12 protein-coding genes are annotated in these 15,960 nt (G+C 70.8%); 7 read left to right on the plus strand and 5 right to left on the minus strand.

Translation table 11 applies throughout. The features are described from left to right. Positions 1-57 precede the first annotated feature (57 nt). On the plus strand, positions 58-1,137 hold the full coding sequence (locus FL344_RS05885) for a hypothetical protein (RefSeq protein ID WP_141617829.1): 1,080 nt from the start codon (positions 58-60) through the stop codon (positions 1,135-1,137). A 320-nt stretch (positions 1,138-1,457) separates the two neighbouring features. On the opposite strand, the gene FL344_RS05890 is transcribed toward FL344_RS05885, so the two are convergent. The 3 genes from FL344_RS05890 to FL344_RS05900 all read right to left on the minus strand — a co-directional run bounded on the left by FL344_RS05890 (position 1,458) and on the right by FL344_RS05900 (position 5,039). Continuing rightward, positions 1,458-1,748 carry a hypothetical protein gene (locus tag FL344_RS05890; RefSeq protein WP_225909723.1) on the minus strand — a complete coding sequence of 97 codons (291 nt, stop codon included), beginning with the start codon at positions 1,746-1,748 and terminating at the stop codon, positions 1,458-1,460. 76 nt (positions 1,749-1,824) lie between these two features. Further along, a complete protein-coding gene (locus tag FL344_RS05895) occupies positions 1,825-3,504 on the minus strand; it encodes a mechanosensitive ion channel family protein (RefSeq protein WP_228564813.1) in 1,680 nt (559 codons plus the stop codon). 119 nt (positions 3,505-3,623) lie between these two features. Beyond that, positions 3,624-5,039, minus strand: coding sequence for an NAD-dependent succinate-semialdehyde dehydrogenase (locus tag FL344_RS05900; protein ID WP_141617830.1), 1,416 nt, complete (start codon positions 5,037-5,039; stop codon positions 3,624-3,626). A 142-nt stretch (positions 5,040-5,181) separates the two neighbouring features. On the opposite strand from FL344_RS05900, the gene FL344_RS05905 reads away from it, so the two are divergent. The 6 genes from FL344_RS05905 (at position 5,182) to FL344_RS05930 (ending at position 13,308) form a co-directional block, all read left to right on the plus strand. Then, entirely contained in the window at positions 5,182-5,421 is a 240-nt protein-coding gene (locus FL344_RS05905; RefSeq protein WP_141591620.1) for a hypothetical protein, read from the plus strand. 57 nt (positions 5,422-5,478) lie between these two features. Continuing rightward, positions 5,479-6,207 carry a phosphatase PAP2 family protein gene (locus FL344_RS05910; protein WP_194863005.1) on the plus strand — a complete coding sequence of 243 codons (729 nt, stop codon included), beginning with the start codon at positions 5,479-5,481 and terminating at the stop codon, positions 6,205-6,207. A 130-nt stretch (positions 6,208-6,337) separates the two neighbouring features. Beyond that, complete coding sequence (locus FL344_RS05915; protein ID WP_141617832.1) at positions 6,338-8,098, plus strand: histone deacetylase; 1,761 nt, start codon at positions 6,338-6,340, stop codon at positions 8,096-8,098. A gap of 12 nt (positions 8,099-8,110) precedes the next feature. Continuing rightward, positions 8,111-8,770, plus strand: coding sequence for an acyltransferase (locus FL344_RS05920; protein ID WP_141617833.1), 660 nt, complete (start codon positions 8,111-8,113; stop codon positions 8,768-8,770). Between the two features lie 161 nt (positions 8,771-8,931). Beyond that, on the plus strand, positions 8,932-11,103 hold the full coding sequence (locus FL344_RS05925; RefSeq protein ID WP_141617834.1) for an ATP-binding protein: 2,172 nt from the start codon (positions 8,932-8,934) through the stop codon (positions 11,101-11,103). 144 nt (positions 11,104-11,247) lie between these two features. Further along, a complete protein-coding gene (locus FL344_RS05930) occupies positions 11,248-13,308 on the plus strand; it encodes a neutral/alkaline ceramidase (protein WP_141617835.1) in 2,061 nt (686 codons plus the stop codon). A 13-nt stretch (positions 13,309-13,321) separates the two neighbouring features. On the opposite strand, the gene FL344_RS05935 is transcribed toward FL344_RS05930, so the two are convergent. Together FL344_RS05935 and FL344_RS05940 are read right to left on the minus strand one after the other, a co-directional pair. Continuing rightward, the gene (locus FL344_RS05935) at positions 13,322-14,731 is read right to left on the minus strand and encodes a serine/threonine-protein kinase (RefSeq protein WP_141591614.1); all 1,410 of its coding nucleotides are present in this window, start codon (positions 14,729-14,731) and stop codon (positions 13,322-13,324) included. A 132-nt stretch (positions 14,732-14,863) separates the two neighbouring features. Continuing rightward, entirely contained in the window at positions 14,864-15,916 is a 1,053-nt protein-coding gene (locus FL344_RS05940; RefSeq protein WP_194863006.1) for a DNA ligase, read from the minus strand. Positions 15,917-15,960: the final 44 nt, after the last annotated feature.

Genomic DNA, 15,960 nt, shown 5'->3' on the forward strand with positions numbered 1-15,960 from the left:
CTCTACGGAGTTTCCCAGGGCGAATGCAAACGGTTGAGCATTTCCGTTTGTTGCACCGTGCATATGCAGCAGGCGACGAATGGCGCGCATTCCCTCCCAGCGGGGACGTGTCGTCGTTATCGTCACCCCGTGCCTCGCGGACGTCCTCAACCTCCGGTTTCCCCACCTTCCCGTCTCCAACATGAACGCCTGCTCAGGTTGGAAGACGCGCTTTCGGAGGGCCGTGCGCGTGAGGACGCGGCGGTGGAGGCCTGGGTGCGCCGCACCGGGCAGATGCCGCCCCGGAAGATTCGCAGGAAGTGGGAGAAGCAGTGGCGGCGGGAGGCGAAGCGCGCCGCCCGCCGCGCCGAACGGGAGGTGCTGTCCAACCGCTCTCGCAACCCCGCGCGGGGCGCCGCCTACGTCGCCGCGTCGATAACGTGTGTGTTGATGGCCCTGGCGCAGCCCCGCCGGCTGTGGTGGCTGGTCTTCGTGGCCCTGGGCTTCTTCCTGGCTTCGTTGAAGCACCTGGAGCGTCCCCGGCGTGACGAGGGCCGCGAGCGCGACGTGCGGACGCCAACGCCCGTGGGTGCCTCGGAGGGGGAGGCGGACGCCCGGGTGGCGAAGGTGGACGCCCTCTGCGCCCGGTTGATGGAGGCCCTGCGCGACGGGCCCGCGGTGCTGCGCGAGCTGGTCCATGCGCCGGAGCGCACGGTGGAGGCACTGCGGCAGGGGTGTCATGCGCTGGTGCGCCGTGAGCGGGAGCTGCGAGCGCTGGCGCCACCGGATGAGGCCCAGCGACTGGACGCCGAGCGGGACGCGCTGGCCGCGCGGGTGGCTTCGGAAGAGGACGCGGTGGTGCGGGAGCGGCTGGCCGGAGCGCTGGCCGCGCTGGAGTCTCAGCGGCGTCAGCGCGCGGAGCTGGCCACCGCGGCGGCGCGGCTCGAGGCGGAGCACATGCGCCTCTACTACACCCTGGAGAGCCTCTACGCGCAGGTGCTGCGGGTGCGCTCGGCGGACACTGTGGGAGAGGACATCGCCGGGCTGGGGCTGCGACAGAGCGTGGAGCAGCTCGGTGCGGAAGTGGAAGCGGTGACGCAGGCGCTGGAGGAGGTCCACGCCGCGCCCGGCGGTGGTGGCCAGACGCGGACGCGGTAGAAGCCTGGCGCTGGGGCGTGGGCCACGCCCGGGGCTGTCCGGCGCGTCCACGTGGGACGCGGTTCGCGGTTGGCGAGGGGGGACGGTCGGCCCCGGCGGTACGTGCGCAGTGTGTCCGTCAGGAATTCCAGCGCGCCACGCGAGTCCCTTCAATCTGGCACCAACCGGTGAACGGTGACTTGTCTTCAGGGGGCGCCACGGTGGCGACGCAGGCCATGCGCATTGCCGCGCGGATGGACCCGTGCCGGATGCGAGAATCAGGTGTGAAGATGGACTGCGAGCGGGGCGAGAATATCAGGCCCAGTCCTCGCCCCCGGCGCTCAGCGGACCTCGGGGCAGACCCAGACGTTGCGCGTGCCCAGGGTGCGGCAGGTGCAGACGTAGTCGGACCAGATGCCATCCGTACACTGCTGCGTCGTACCCGGGCCGGAGCACGACGTGTAGTGGAGGTTCCAGCAGAACTGGAGCAGCGGCGGCCGGCTGGCGTCGGCGGCCTCCTGGCTCACGAGTTCCTCCGGGTCCACGTCCACCGACAGGTCCTCCGAATCGAAGTCGGACGAGGCGAACGCGGGCAGGGACAGGGACAGGGCGATGAGGAAAGCCTTCTTCATGGGACGGACTCCAAGGGGTGAGAGGGATTGCGGCTGAAGACGAAGCAACTCGAATCCTGGGGAGGCACCGCTATCGTTACCGGTGTGAGGCGGCGAGCGCCTGGGGCTCCTCCTGCGGTGCCTCGGAGGTGGCGGGAAGCAACGGGCCCCCCTCGTATTCCACCCCCTTGGGGTAGGGGATTTCCAGGCCATTGGCAGTGAAGGTCTCGATCAGCAGCCGGTTGAGAAGCCGCTTCACGTCGAAGTGTGTCCCTGGCTGCACCTTGGCTTCGATGCGCATGGTCATCCAGCTCTCGTCCATGCTCTCGATACCCAGAAGCTTGGGGATTTCGGACACCTTCCCCTGCGACAGCATGGGCACCTGCTCGCACACCTGGCGAATCACATCCATCACCTTCTTCAGGTCGCTTTCGTAGGCAACGGCCATGTCCACGACGGCCAGCGTCCAGCCGCGGCTGTAGTTGATGACATTCTTGACCTCGCCATTGCGGAGGATGTGAAGGCGCCCGAAGCGGTCGCGAATGCGGGTGATGCGAGGCGTTATCTCCTCCACCACGCCCTCTGTATCGTTGATGCGGATGTAGTCGCCGTTCAATATCTGGTCTTCGAAGAGCAGGAAGACGCCGTTGACCATGTCCGTGACGATGGCCTGCGAGCCCAGGCCCACGGTGAGGCCGACGATGCCGGCGCCAGCGAGGATGGGGGTAGGGTCCACGCCAATGTCGCTGAGCGCCATCATCCCCACCAGGAAGTAGACCAGGTATTTGGAGGCGCTCTGGATGAGGGCGACGAAGGTGTTGCGCCGCCGGGTCGCGTCATCCAGGTTGGGGCCGTCCACCTTGAATGCCCGCGCGATGAGCAGCCGGACGAACTCCACGACGACGCTGGCGGCGAAGAACAGGGCGATGACGCGGATGAGCACCGGCCCGTATGGCGCAAAGAACTCCAGGCCCTGGAACCGGCGGATGACGAGCGTCGCCACCGAGATGTAGACGATGGCCTCCAGGCTCTTCTGCCCCACCGGGAGCAGCCGGCCGAGGGCCAGGAAGTACTCCTCGTACTTCGCGGCCGTGCTCTTCGCCGCCCAGGTCCCGACCAGCCGCTCTGACGCCAGGTGCAGCAGGGACACCGCCAGCCGCCCGCCGCTGATGGCCAGCAGCACGAAGAGGGTGGTGCCAATGAGCCAGTCGAGCACGGCCGGGAGTTGCAGCGAGGCGAGCGCCAGGCCCACCGCGAAGTAGGCCAGCAGCAGTTTGATGAAGCCGGGCCCCTGCTCCATCGCCTTCTGGGCATGTGCCCTTTGCTCCGGGGGCAACTGCCATTCGTTCAACCTGCGTTCGAGCCGCACCAGGAGCTGGCTCGCCGCGCGTTCCAGCACCAGGAAGGCCGCCATCAACAGCACCAGCAGCCCGGCTCCGCGCCCCACGCTCGCCAGCCCTTCCGCCGTCACCCCCCCAAGCAAGGCATTGAAGTGGGGGGCCAGGTCCTTCTTCGCCCACAGGGAGAAGCCCAGCACCGCGATGCCGGCGACCACCACCACGAAGGACAAGAGGGCGGCGCTCAGCCGGGCGCGCTTGCGAAGGGCGTCTGCCGCCTGCTCCAGCACCTTCAGGCCCACCAGCCGGATGCCCTGGTACAGCAGCGCACTGGAGGCCACCAGAAGGGCCCAGAGCGCGAGCAGCATCAGGGTCACGCTCAGGCCGACAAGCCATGCGTTGTTCAACTCAACCGTATCCGCGAGACGGAAGATATCCATGCAACTGTTGCATATCATGCAAAACGGTGCGCTTGCGCGGAGCTGCGCTTCCGTCAGGGGCAGCTCATGCGAGTGGGGCGCGGTGAGGCCACGCCCCGGCCGTTCCGCTGTAGGGCCGTCTACTCGCTGATGGCGGCGCGAGGCGGAGGCTGCTGCTTCGTCTCCTCCGCCGCGGCGATGCGGACGGACTTGATGTTGACGAACTCGTGGATGCCCACGTCCGCCAGCTCGCGCCCGTGGCCGGAGTGCTTCACGCCGCCAAACGGAAGCCTGGCGTCCGACGCCACCAGCGCGTTGACGAACACCATGCCCGCGTCGATGCCGTCGATGAAGCGCCGCTGCTCGGCTTCGTCTTGCGTCCACACGCTGGCGCCCAGGCCGAACGGCGTCGCGTTGGCCAACTCCAGGGCGTGGTCCACGTCACGCGCGCGCAGCAGCGTGGCCACGGGGCCGAAGAGCTCGTCGTGGAAGGCGGGGGCCTGGGGCGGGGGCTCGGCCAGGACGGTGGCCGGGTAGAAGTTCCCCGGACCCTCCAGGGGCTTGCCGCCCAGGAGCAGCCTCGCGCCGGCCTTCACGCTGGCCTCCACCTGGGCATGGAGCCCGTCGAGGATGCCGCGCGTCGCCAGGGGACCCAGGTCCGTCTTCGCATCCATGGGGTCGCCCACCGTGACGCGCTTCATCCGCTCCACGAAGCGACGCTCGAACTCGGGGTAGATGGCGTCGGCGACGATGAAGCGCTTGGCGGCGATGCAGGACTGGCCGTTGTTGATGAGGCGCGCGGACACCGCCGTCTCCACCGCCTTCTCCATGTCCGCGCTGGGCATGACGATGAACGGGTCACTGCCGCCCAGCTCCAGCACCACCTTCTTGATGGCCTTGCCCGCGGCGGCGCCCACGGCCCGGCCCGCGCCCTCGCTGCCGGTGAGCGTCACCGCGCGCACGCGGCGGTCCTCGATGACGCGATTGACGTCGGCTGTCTCGATGAGCAGCGTCTGGAAGGCGCCGCGTGGGAAGCCCGCCTGAAGGAAGAGTTCCTCCAGGGCCAGGGCGCACTGGGGCACGTTGTGGGCGTGCTTGAGCAGGCCCACGTTCCCCGCCATCAGCGCGGGCGCGGCGAAGCGGACCACCTGCCAGAAGGGGAAGTTCCACGGCATGATGGCCAGCACGGGCCCCAGGGGCTGGTAGCGCACGAAGGCGCGGCCGGTGCCCATGTCGACGAGCCTGTCGCGCAGGAGGGACTCGCCCTTGTCCACGTAGTAGCGGCAGGCCGTGGCGCACTTCTTCGCCTCGGCCCTGGCGGCGTCGAAGGGCTTGCCCATCTCCTGCGTCATGATGCGGCCGTAGCGGTCGGCCTCGGCCTCCAGCAGGTCGGCCGCGCGCCGCAGCCAGGTGACGCGGTCGGCGAAGGTCGTCTCGCGGTAGGCGCGGAACGTGTCGGCGGCGGTCTGGAGCTTCGCCTCCAGCTCCTCGGCGGAGAGGGGCGTGAAGGTGCGCAGCGTCTTGCCGGTCGCCGGGTCGATGGTGGAAATGGCCATGGAAGTGCCTCCTTGGGGCCCTGTGATAGCAGCCAGGCGCGGGGAGACCGTGCCGCTCGTGGCCCGAGCGTCCAGCCGTTCACTCCAGGGCTTTCGCGGCCCCGGCCCCTCCTTTATATGGGGGCCAGGACTGGAGACTGCCATGGCTGACATCATCCGCGAGCGCCGCTTCAACTTCCTCATCGCCGGGGTGCTGTCCTTGGTCATTCCCGGCCTGGGACAGCTCTACAAGGGCCAGTTCCTGCGCGCCGTCCTGTGGTTCCTGATGGTGGGGGCCGGCTACTGGTTCTTCTTCATCCCGGGCCTCGTCCTGCACTTCTTCTGCGTCCTCGGCGCGGCCTTCGGCAGCGCGGGCAGCGACCGCATCCGTCTTCCCGGATAGCCAACGTTCCGCGCGGGAGACGTCCCGCCGGACGCCGGAGTGCATACAGTCACCGCCATGTGGCGGAGGCTCTGGCAGTGGATGTCGGGATGGGACGTGACGGTGACGCGGCCATTGGGGCTGCTGTTGCTGTTGCTGGTCTGCTGCCTGGGCTTCATCGCCCTGTCGGACGAGGTGGCCGAGGGCGAGACGCAGCAGCTCGATGAACGCATGCTGTTGGCGTTGCGCAACCCCGAGGACCCGGCGCAGCCTCGCGGGCCCTGGTGGCTGCGGCGCACGGCGGAGGACGTGACGGCGCTGGGGGGCGTTCCCGTGCTGACGCTCGCCACCCTGGCGGTGTGTGGCTTCCTCCTGCTGGTGAGGCGCTACCGGACGCTGCTGCTCGTGCTGGGCGCGACGCTGGGGGGCACGGGCCTCAATGTCTTGCTGAAGCAGTTCTTCGCCCGGCCTCGGCCGTCCGTGGTGCCGCACCTCACCGAGGTGGTCAGCCAGAGCTTCCCCAGCGGGCACGCCATGCTGTCGGCCACCGTGTACCTCACGCTGGGCGCGCTGCTGGCTCAGCTCGCCGAGCGCAAGCGACTCAAGGTCTACGTCCTCACCGTGGCGCTGCTGCTGTCGTTCCTCGTGGGGCTGACGCGCGTCTACCTGGGGGTGCACTACCCCACGGACGTGTTGGGCGGCTGGGTGGCCGGACTGGCGTGGGCGCTGCTCATGGCGGTCTGTGCGCGGACGCTCCGCCGGCGGAGCCCTGCGCTGCGCGCGGAGGCCCGGCGCCCGGTGGAGTGAAGCGCGGCGGGCCGCGTCATGCCGTCCACCCCATGGCGCCGTTCACTGCGCGAAGCTCCACGGGGCCGGGGTGCCTGGGCGTCCTGCGGGACCCTGGTCCCAGACTGGGCGCCGTGAGAGACATGGGCCCATGAGCCTGCGGGACTGGCTGTCGCGATGGAGCTGGGGCGGCGCGCCGGTGCCCGCCTTCTACGACGAGTCCTACCGACTGCCCCTCACCGGCATCGAGTCCTCCGCGGGCATCGAGCCGCGCGGCGTGGACTTCACCACCTGGTATCTCCTGGAGGCCCGCGCGCTGCGCACCCAGGACGTGCACCACCCGCAGCCGGTGAGCCTCGCCGAGCTGGCGCGCGTGCATGACGCCGCCTACCTGGAGTCGCTCGGCCAGCCGGAGACGCTGGCGCGCATCTTCGCCACCGACCCCGCCGACGTGCCGGTGGACGCGCTGCTGTCCAACCTGCGGCGGGTGTGCGGCGGCACGCTGGGCGCGGCGCGGCTCGCGGTGGCGCGCAAGGGCCCGGTGGTGAACATGGCGGGCGGCTTCCACCACGCCGGTCCGGCGCGCGGCGGCGGTTTCTGCGCGGTGAATGACATCGCGATAGCGCTCGCCGCCCTCCACGCGGACGGCTTCGATGGACAGGCCGTGGTGCTCGACCTGGATGCCCACCCGCCGGATGGCACGGCGGAGTGTCTGGCGGGACAGAAGCGGGCCTGGATTGGCTCGCTGTCCGGCAGCGACTGGGGCGCGTTGTCGCCCGAAGTGGATGAGACGCGCGTCCCCGAGGACACGGACGACAGGACGTACCTGGCCCTGCTCGACGGACTCCTGGAGCGCATGCCCCGGCCGGACGTGGCCTTCGTCATCGCGGGCAGCGACGTGCTCGCGGGAGACCGCTTCGGCCGCGTGGGCCTGTCCCTGGACGGCGCCCGTCGCAGGGACCGGGCCCTGGCGCGCGCCCTGCGTGGCATCCCCAGCGTCTGGCTTCCAGGCGGGGGCTACCACCGCGACGCGTGGAAGGTGTTCGCGGGCACCGTGCTCGTCCTCGCGGGTCAGGGCCGTCGCCGCATCAGGGCGCGTTATGACCCGCTGAGCGCGCGGTATCGGCGCATCGCCCGCTCACTGACGCGCGAGGGCGCGACGCCGCTGGACGAGCCCATCACCCAGGAGGACCTGGAGGGCGCCCTCGGCCTGAGCGGCGGCCAGCGCCCGCCGCGCATCCTCGGCTACTACACGGCGCAGGCGCTCGAGTACGCCTTCTTCCGCTACGGAATCCTCTCCTACGTGGAGCGGCTCGGCTACAGCCGGCTGCGCGTGGAAGTGAGCTCCGTGGGAGAGGGGGACCGGATGGAGGTGCACGGCTGCGCCGCGGGCCAGGAGCACCAACTGGTGGACTGTGTCGTGGAGCGCCGCGTGCTGGCGGGGGAGCCCTTCCTCTTCGTCAACTGGCTCAGCCTGCGCCACCCGCGCGCCCGCTTCAGAGAGGGGCGCTCGCGGCTCCCCGGCCAGGACGTGCCGGGCCTGGGCCTGGCGCGCGAGGCGACGGAGATGCTGCTCGTGATGGCCCGGCGCCTCGTCCTGGCGGGCGTGGCCTTCCGTCCCATGTGGTTCCACCTGGCGGCGCTGGCGCGCTCGCGCTTCCGCTTCCTCGACCCGGCGCGGCAGGGGCGCTTCGAGGCGCTGCTGCGCGACCTGGAGCGGCTGCCCCTCCTGGAGGTCTCCCAGTCGGTGGTGGACGGCCACGTCCTGCTCAACGGTCAGCCCTACGCATGGGAGGCGAGCGACATGGTGTCGCGCCTGGAGCCCGAGGCCGGAGACGTGGAGGCCATTGCCCGGGAGCGCGAGCGCTGCCGCTTCACCTGGGAACCCACCCGGCTGGCCACTGGAGCATGATAGGGGAGGGGCGTGGACCTGGACGCGCTTCGCCGTGAGCAGCACAAGCGCCGGCTTTCCTGGATGCCGTGGCTCTACTTCGTCCTCAAGCCCCGCCACCGCGAATGGGCGGACGCCTGGCAGCGCGAGGTGCAGGCGCTGCTGCGCGAACTGGAGACGGTGGAAATCGCGGAGGGGTGCTTCATCGCCCCGGAGGCGCGCATCTTCGCCGAGCCCGGACGCACCGTCTCCATCGGCCCCGGGTGCAGCATCGCCGCGGATGTCTTCCTCCACGGCCCCGTGACACTCGGGCCCCGGGTGAGCATCAACGCCCGGGCGAGCCTGGACGGCGGCGCCGCGGGCATCCGCATCGGCGAGGGCACCCGCATCGCCACCGGGGCGACCCTCTACGCCTTCGACCACGGCATTGCCCCGGACCGGCCCGTGCGCGAGCAACCCGTCACGTCGCGGGGGCTCGTCATCGGCGCGGACGTGTGGGTGGGGGCCAATGCCGGCATCACGGACGGTGTCTCCGTGGGGGACCACGCCGTGGTGGCCATGGGGGCCGTCGTCACCCGGGATGTGCCGGCGTGGGCCATTGTCGCGGGCGTGCCGGCCCGCGTCGTAGGCGACCGGCGGCAGCGGCCCCGCTCAGGTGCTCCGGGTGGATGGGAGCCCGAAGACGGAGCGTGAACTTCTCCCGCATTCATTGACTTCCAGTTATTGAGACCCAATATGCTTCGGGTCGACGTCGCCACGGGAGGGGAACCGCAGGGTCTGGAATCGTTCCCGGCAGCCGTAGGTGCTGTCTGGGCTCCAGCCCCTCCCCGATGAGGCGCTAGGGAGGCCAGCACGTGGCAGACGAGCAACGGGACGCGGCGGTCATGGACGCTCCCGGGAAGGCTTCAGGGACGGCTCCCGCCGACATGGCGTGTGACCTGCTCCCTCCCATGAAGTCGCAGGCATCACACGCCGGGAGCCACGTGGAGTCCGAGCGCTTCCGGCACCTGTCCGAGCTGCTGCACGAGGTGGTGTTCCAGCTCGACGCGCAGGGGCGGCTCACGGTGCTGGGCGGTGCCTGGGAGCGGCTCACCGGGACGTCCGTGTCCGCGTGGCGGGGCCGCGCGCTCCTGGAGGCCATCCACCCGGAGGACCGCGAGCGCGCCCAGGCGTTATTGGCGTACACGCCCGGCACCCCCGTTTCGCGCCAGGAAGTGCGCGTGGACACGGGCGGCGGCCATGGCGTCCGCTGGGTGGAGCTGTCCGCCCGGGCCCTGGCCACCGTGCCGGGCGAGGTGATGGGGACGCTCCTGGACGTGACGTCGCGGCGCACCGCGGAGGAGGCCGTCACCACCCGTGAGCGCTACCTGGACGCCATGGTGCAGGTGCAGCGGCGGATGATGGGGCACGACTTGCCGGACGACCTGTACGGCGCCGTCGTCGAGCCGCTGGGCCACGTGTCCGCCGCCAGCCGCGTCTACGTCTTCGAGATGCACTTCGCCGACGACGGCACGCTGCTGGCGTCGCAGCGCGCGGAGTGGTGCGCGCCGGGGATTCCTCCCAACCTGGAGGACCCCAACATGCACGGCCTGCCCTTCGACGCGGCCCTGCGGCCCCACCAGTCCGAAAAGCTGCAGCGCGGCGAGCCGGTGCAGGGCCAGCCGCGCGACTTCTCGGAGCTGCTGGCGCCCATGCTGGAGGCGCAGGGCGTCCGCTCCGTGCTGCTGCTGCCCATGCACGTCCACGGGCAGCTCTTCGGCGTCATCGGCTTCGACAACTGCCGCGAACCCGAGTCCTGGGGCCCCATCGAGGTGAACCTGCTGTCGGGCGCGGCGGGCGCGCTGTCCCTGGCGCTGGAGCAGCGCTCGGCCAACGCGCTGCGCATGCGCACGGAGACGACGCTGCGGCGCACCGAGGCCGGCGTCCACCTGCTCATCGAGGCCTTCCCGGACCCGGTGCTGGTGCACGTGGGCGACGGCGTGCTGCTCTCCGTCAACCCGGCGCTGGTGCAGTACCTGGGCTTCCGCGACGCCTCGGAGCTGGTGGGCCGCCACATGCTGGACCTGGTCCGCCCCGAGGACCGGGGGGCCGCGCAGCTCCACCTGAGCCAGGCGCTGGAGGGCAAGAGCGCGGCGCGCGTGGTGGAGATGCCGCTGGTGCGGAGCGACGGCGAGGTGGTGGTGGCGGACCTGGTGACGCTGGCCGTGGTGCTGGACGGCTCGCCCGCGCGCATCACCGTGGCGCGCGACTTCACCGAGCGCAAGCGCACCCAGGCGCAGCTCATGCTGACCGACCGCATGGCCTCCATGGGCCTGCTGGCCGCCGGCATCGCCCACGAGCTGAACAACCCCCTGGCCTACGTGCTGTCCAACCTGGACTTCCTCCACAGCGCCGTGGGCGGCGTGCGTCCACGGATGCTCTCCCCGGAGGACATGGTGGAGCTGCGGCAGGTGCTCGACGACGCCCGCGAGGGCGCCGAGCGCATGCGCCAGATTGTCCGCCAACTGCGCGTCTTCTCCCGCGTGGAGGACGGCAAGGAAGAGTCGGTGGACGTCCACGCGGTGCTCGAATCCGTGACGCAGATGGCCGCCAGCGTGGTGCGCGCCCGCGCCCGGCTGGTGAAGGACTACGGAGAGGTGCCGCTCGTCCGTGGCAACGAGGGCAAGCTGTTCCAGGTGTTCCTCAACCTCCTCATCAACGCCGCGCACGCCATCGACGAGGGCGATTCGGAGGCGAACGAAATCCGCCTCACCACCCGCACGGAGGTGGGCGGCCGGGTGATGGTGGTGGTGAGCGACACGGGCCAGGGCATCCCCCCGGAGCACCTGCGCCGCATCTTCGACCCCTTCTTCACCACCAAGTCCTCCGGCCTGGGCACCGGCCTGGGGCTGTCCATCTGTGACACGATTGTGACGGCGCTCGGCGGCCACATCTCCGTGGAGTCGTCGGTGGGGGCCGGCACCACCTTCCGCGTGGCGCTCAGCGCCGCGCCGCCCAAGGCCCCGGCGAACCGGCCGGGCGCGTGAGCGCTGAGACGGCCGGTGTCACCTCCGGCCCTCGCGCGGACTGTAGCCCCCTCGACGGCTCGTTCTTCCGGTACTGCACGCCCGCCCTGAAGCGTTATCCACTTCCACCCCGGGGGATGTCCCCTGGCGCCTTGGAGGCAGGCCATGCGCACCCACTTCGTCCGGCATCTGCTGGCGCTCTCGCTCGTGCTCGCGACGGGCGCCCAGGCGGCCAGCCAGCCCTGGCGGACCTCCCCGCATCCGGAGTCCTCCGCGTCCGGCCTGACGGGCGCGTGCGAGGACGCGCGGGACTTCCTGCTGGGCGCGGGCAGCGCCGACATCACCGGCCCCGCCGCCGAGGTGGGGATGATGGGCTACGGCATGCTGGAGCAGCAGACCACCGGCATCCACCAGCGGCTTCGCTCGCGCGCGTTCGTCATCGCCTCGCCCTGCAACGGCAAGCGGGTGGCCTTCGTCAGCGCGGACCTGGGCATGGTGTTCCAGGCGGTGAAGCAGCAGGTCGTGGAGCGGCTGCGCGCGCGTTATGGCGACCTGTACACCGACGACAACGTGCTGCTGAGCGCCACCCACACCCACTCCGGGCCCGGGGGCTATTCGCACTACACCCTCTACAACCTCACCACGCTGGGCTTCTCGCCGCAGAACTTCGAGGCCATCGTCTCCGGCATCGTCGCCTCCATCGTCCGGGCGCATGAGCGGCTCGCCGAGGGCACGCTGCGCCTGTCGTCGGGGGAGTTGTTCGGCGCCAGCCGCAACCGCTCCCCCAAGGCCTACCTGCTCAACCCGGCCGAGGAGCGCGCCCGCTACGCGCACGACGTGGACACGCGGATGACGCTGCTGCGCCTCACCCGCGCGGATGGCACCGACGTGGGGCTCATCAACTGGTTCGCGGTGCACGCCACGTCCATGGGCAACGGCAACACGCTCATCAGTGGCGACAACAAGGGCCTGGCCTCGTACCTCGCCGAGCAGGCGCAGGGGGCCGGGGACACGTTCGTCGCGGCCTTCGCCAACGCGAACGAGGGCGACGTGACGCCCAACATCCTGGGAGGCACCCACGGCGGCGGGGCCAATGACTTCGAGGACACGGACCTCTCCGGCCGCAAGCAGTACGACTTCGCCGCGAAGCTGTGGGCGGAGGCGAAGACGCCGCTCACGGGCGGCGTGGACTACCGGCACGTCTACGTGAAGATGGACGCGGTGGACGTGGCGCCAGCCTTCGCGGACGGCACGCCGCGAGCCACCTGTCCGGCCGCCATCGGTGTGTCCATGCTGGCAGGGGCGGAGGACGGGCCGGGCGTCGGCGTGGAGGGCGTCACCTGCGCCGCCGGCCAGAATGCCTGGGGGCAGTTCAGTTGCTCGCTCACCACCACGCCGTGTCAGGCGGAGAAGCCCATCGTCCTGGAGATGGGCAGCATGCGGCCCTTCCCGTGGACGCCGGAGGTGCTGCCTCTGCAACTGGTCACCATCGGCAACCTGGCGCTGGTGGCGGTGCCCTTCGAGCTGACGACCATGGCCGGACGCCGCCTGCGCGACACCGTGGAGACGGCGCTGGCGCCCGCGGGCGTGACGGACGTCGTCATCGCGGGCCTGTCCAATGCCTATTCGGGCTACGTGACCACCCGCGAGGAGTACGCGCGCCAGGACTACGAAGGTGCTTCCACGCACTTCGGCCCGTGGACGCTCGCGGCCCTCCAGCAGAACTTCCACCTGCTGGCCACGTCGTTGCGAGACGGCGCCGGTGTGCCTCCCGGGCCCACGCCCAGGGATTTGCGCAAGGAGCAGCTCAGCCTGCAACCCGGCGTGGTGTTCGACGACAAGCTCTTGTGGGTGGACTTCGGCGAGGTCGTCACCGACGCGCGGCCCACGTACTCGCGCGGCGACACGGCGAGCGCCACCTTTTGGGGCGGGCATCCCAAGAATGACCTGCGCCTGGAGGGCACCTTCCTACGCGTGCAGCGGCGCGAGCCGGACGGCACCTGGACGGACGTGGCCACCGACGCGGATCCGGCCACGCGCTACCAGTGGCGGCGCGAGAACTGCGTGCCCACGTTGGCGTGCTCCCACGTCACCGTGACGTGGGACATCCCCGACGACACGGTGCCGGGCACGTACCGGCTCGTCCACGAAGGCAACTGGAAGTCGGGCTGGGACGGCAACGTGCGGCCCTACTCCGGTGCCTCACGGACCTTCACGGTGAAGTGACGCGCGGCCCGCGTCACAGCACCACCTCCGCGCGCATCAACGTGGACGCGGGCGTGGTCAACCGGTGGGGCTGCACGCGGCGGATGAGCTCGCACAGCCGGGCGGATGGGTTGATGAACTGCACGCCCACGCCCGTGGACAACATGCCCCACGTCTGCGCCTGGGCGGCGTCCACATGGCGCACCACCTCGCCCGCGCACTCCACCAGCTCGCCGGCCAGCAGCAGGGTGAACTCCAGCCGGTTGAACAGGCGCGGGAAGGGGTCCGCGCAGCACATGAAGAGTCCGCCCCGGCTCAGCTCCGTGCACAGCACCTCCACGTCGCCCGCGCCGGAGCGGCGCCGCACCCGCGCCACCCACGTCAGGGGTGGGGTGAGCGCGTTGGGCTCCGTCGCCGGGCCCTCAGTGTCCAGCCACGCCAGGGACGGCACCGGCGTGTGGCTGCGTGGCGGCGGCGTCTGGGGTGACAGGGCGTCCGCCAGCGGCTGGGCGGCGGCCAGCAGCAGGGCCTCCTTGAACTCCAGCGCGGTGGCGTAGCGGTCCTCGCAGCGGCGCGACAGCGCGCGCAGCAGCACCTCCGACAATGCGGGCGGCACCCCGGGCACCAGCAGGTGCGGCGGCGGTGCGCCCACCGGGCCCGTGCCCAGCGCCAGCTCCACCATCTGTCCCCGCTCGAAGGGAAGCTGCCCCGTGGACAGGTAGTAGGCTGTCACCGCCAGCGCGTAGATGTCCGCGCGTCCGTCCACCGGCTGGCCCGCGGACTGCTCGGGCGCCATGTACGCCGGCGTGCCCAGGACGATGCCCGCCGCCGTTTCATCCTCACCCGGGTGGGGACGGCGCGCCTTGGCCACGCCGAAGTCCAGCACGCGCAGCGACGGCGGCTCGCCCGCGTGCCGCACCACGAAGAGGTTGTCCGGCTTCAAGTCCCGGTGCACCACGCCGCACCGGTGCGCCGCGTCCAGCGCGTCACACGCCTGCGCCAGCAGCGACACCAACGTCGCGGGCACCATGGGCCGGGGCAGGTGCGACATGGGCACGCCTTCCAGGTACTCCATGACGAAGTAGTGGATGCCGCCGGGCGCCTCGTTGATGTCGAAGATGTGGACGATGTTCGGATGGCCCACCACGTTGACCGTCCGCGCCTCCGCGTAGAAACGCGCGCGGAGGCTTTCGTCCCGGCCCAGGTGGGGGTGCAGCACCTTCACCGCCACCCGTGCGCCAATGCGCGTCTGCTCGCCCAGGTAGACGGTGCCCATCCCTCCCGCGCCCAGCCGGCGGACCAACCGGTAACTCCCCAACGTCTGGCCCGTGAGGTCCGCGGGAGGGGCTTCCGCGTCGCCCGTGGACAGATACACCTGCGTCCAGGGCTCGCCGCCACACGCCACATCGTAGGGATGCTCGGTCAGACAGAGCTCGCAGTGCATGGTTCCCTGAAGCAGACACCAGGGCGGCGCCCGGGCGCGCATCACCCCGGGCACGCACCGTCTGTCAGGTGGCAATGCGGCGCCGCTCCGTCGACCAGCGGACCGGTGACTCCTGCCGTGGGACGGCTGGCCTCAGCTCGCGGCGAAGGGGGCGGCGTCGACGCGCACACCCACGTACGACGGGAAGCGTGGCACGCCGTCGTTGGACAGCTCCTGGTAGCGGAAGGTGATGATGGCACCCACGGGTGGCGGCGATGCGCGCTCCGCGTCTGACAGGCCCGTGCCCACGCTGAAGCGCGTGCCGTTACGCAGCTCCACCTCCAGCGCGCCCAGGCGGCCCTTGTGGCGGCCCGCGCCAGCCACGTGTCCCACCACGCGCGCTTCGTCGTCCTTGAAGCTCTTCACCTTGAGCAGCGTGTGGGAGCGGCCCGCCTCGTAGCGCGAACCGGGCTGGCGCAGCATGAGGCCCTCTCCACCCAGTGCCTCCACGCGCGCCAGCTCCGCGCGCAGGTGCGGCGTGCCGTCACAGCGCGCGTGGGCGTGCCACTGCGCATACGCGGGCTTCGTCTCCTCCATCCACTGCCGGCAGCGCTCCAGCCGCGCCTCGAAGGTGCCTTCCACGCCGGGCGCGTCGAAGGCGACGAAGGCCAGCTCCTTCCAATCATCGCTGCGGTCCTGCCGGCGGACGATGCTCACCGTGCGCTGGAAGCGCTTGCGCCCGCCGAACAGCTCACCGTCGAGCGGGAAGTCCGGCAGCCCCGCGGTGAACCACTCCGGCGCGAGGAACGCGTTGCCCAGCCGTGACCAGAACTGCTTCCCGTCCCAGTACGCGCGCACGCCGTCCAGCTTCTCGCTCATCCACCAGCCGGTGAGGTCCACGTCGTTCTCCCACGACTGGGCCAGCAGCAGGGGCGGGGCCTTGGTGTCGTCGCTGGCCGACGTGCTCCTCGTCGGACGCGCAGGGGCCGCGGGAGCGCCGGATGCGTCACCGCCGATGCGCGCGTCCTCCGCGGCGTCTCCGCGCACGCGGCGCAGGTGCTTGCAGGTGCGCCGCTCGATGGCCACCGACTGGTTGCGCCAGGCGGGGCATGAACACGAATACACACCGCCGGTGTTCTTGAGGATGTAGGGCTTGGAACCCGAGCCCTGAACCGAGACCTGCTCCCCGTCCGCGATGTCCGCCATGACCGACCCTCCGTGCCGCATCCGGAGCGGCGATGGGATGAAGC

Origin of the sequence: Myxococcus sp. AB036A (genome assembly GCF_006547355.1) — a bacterium.
In the GTDB taxonomy this organism is placed as follows: Bacteria; Myxococcota; Myxococcia; order Myxococcales; family Myxococcaceae; genus Myxococcus; species Myxococcus virescens.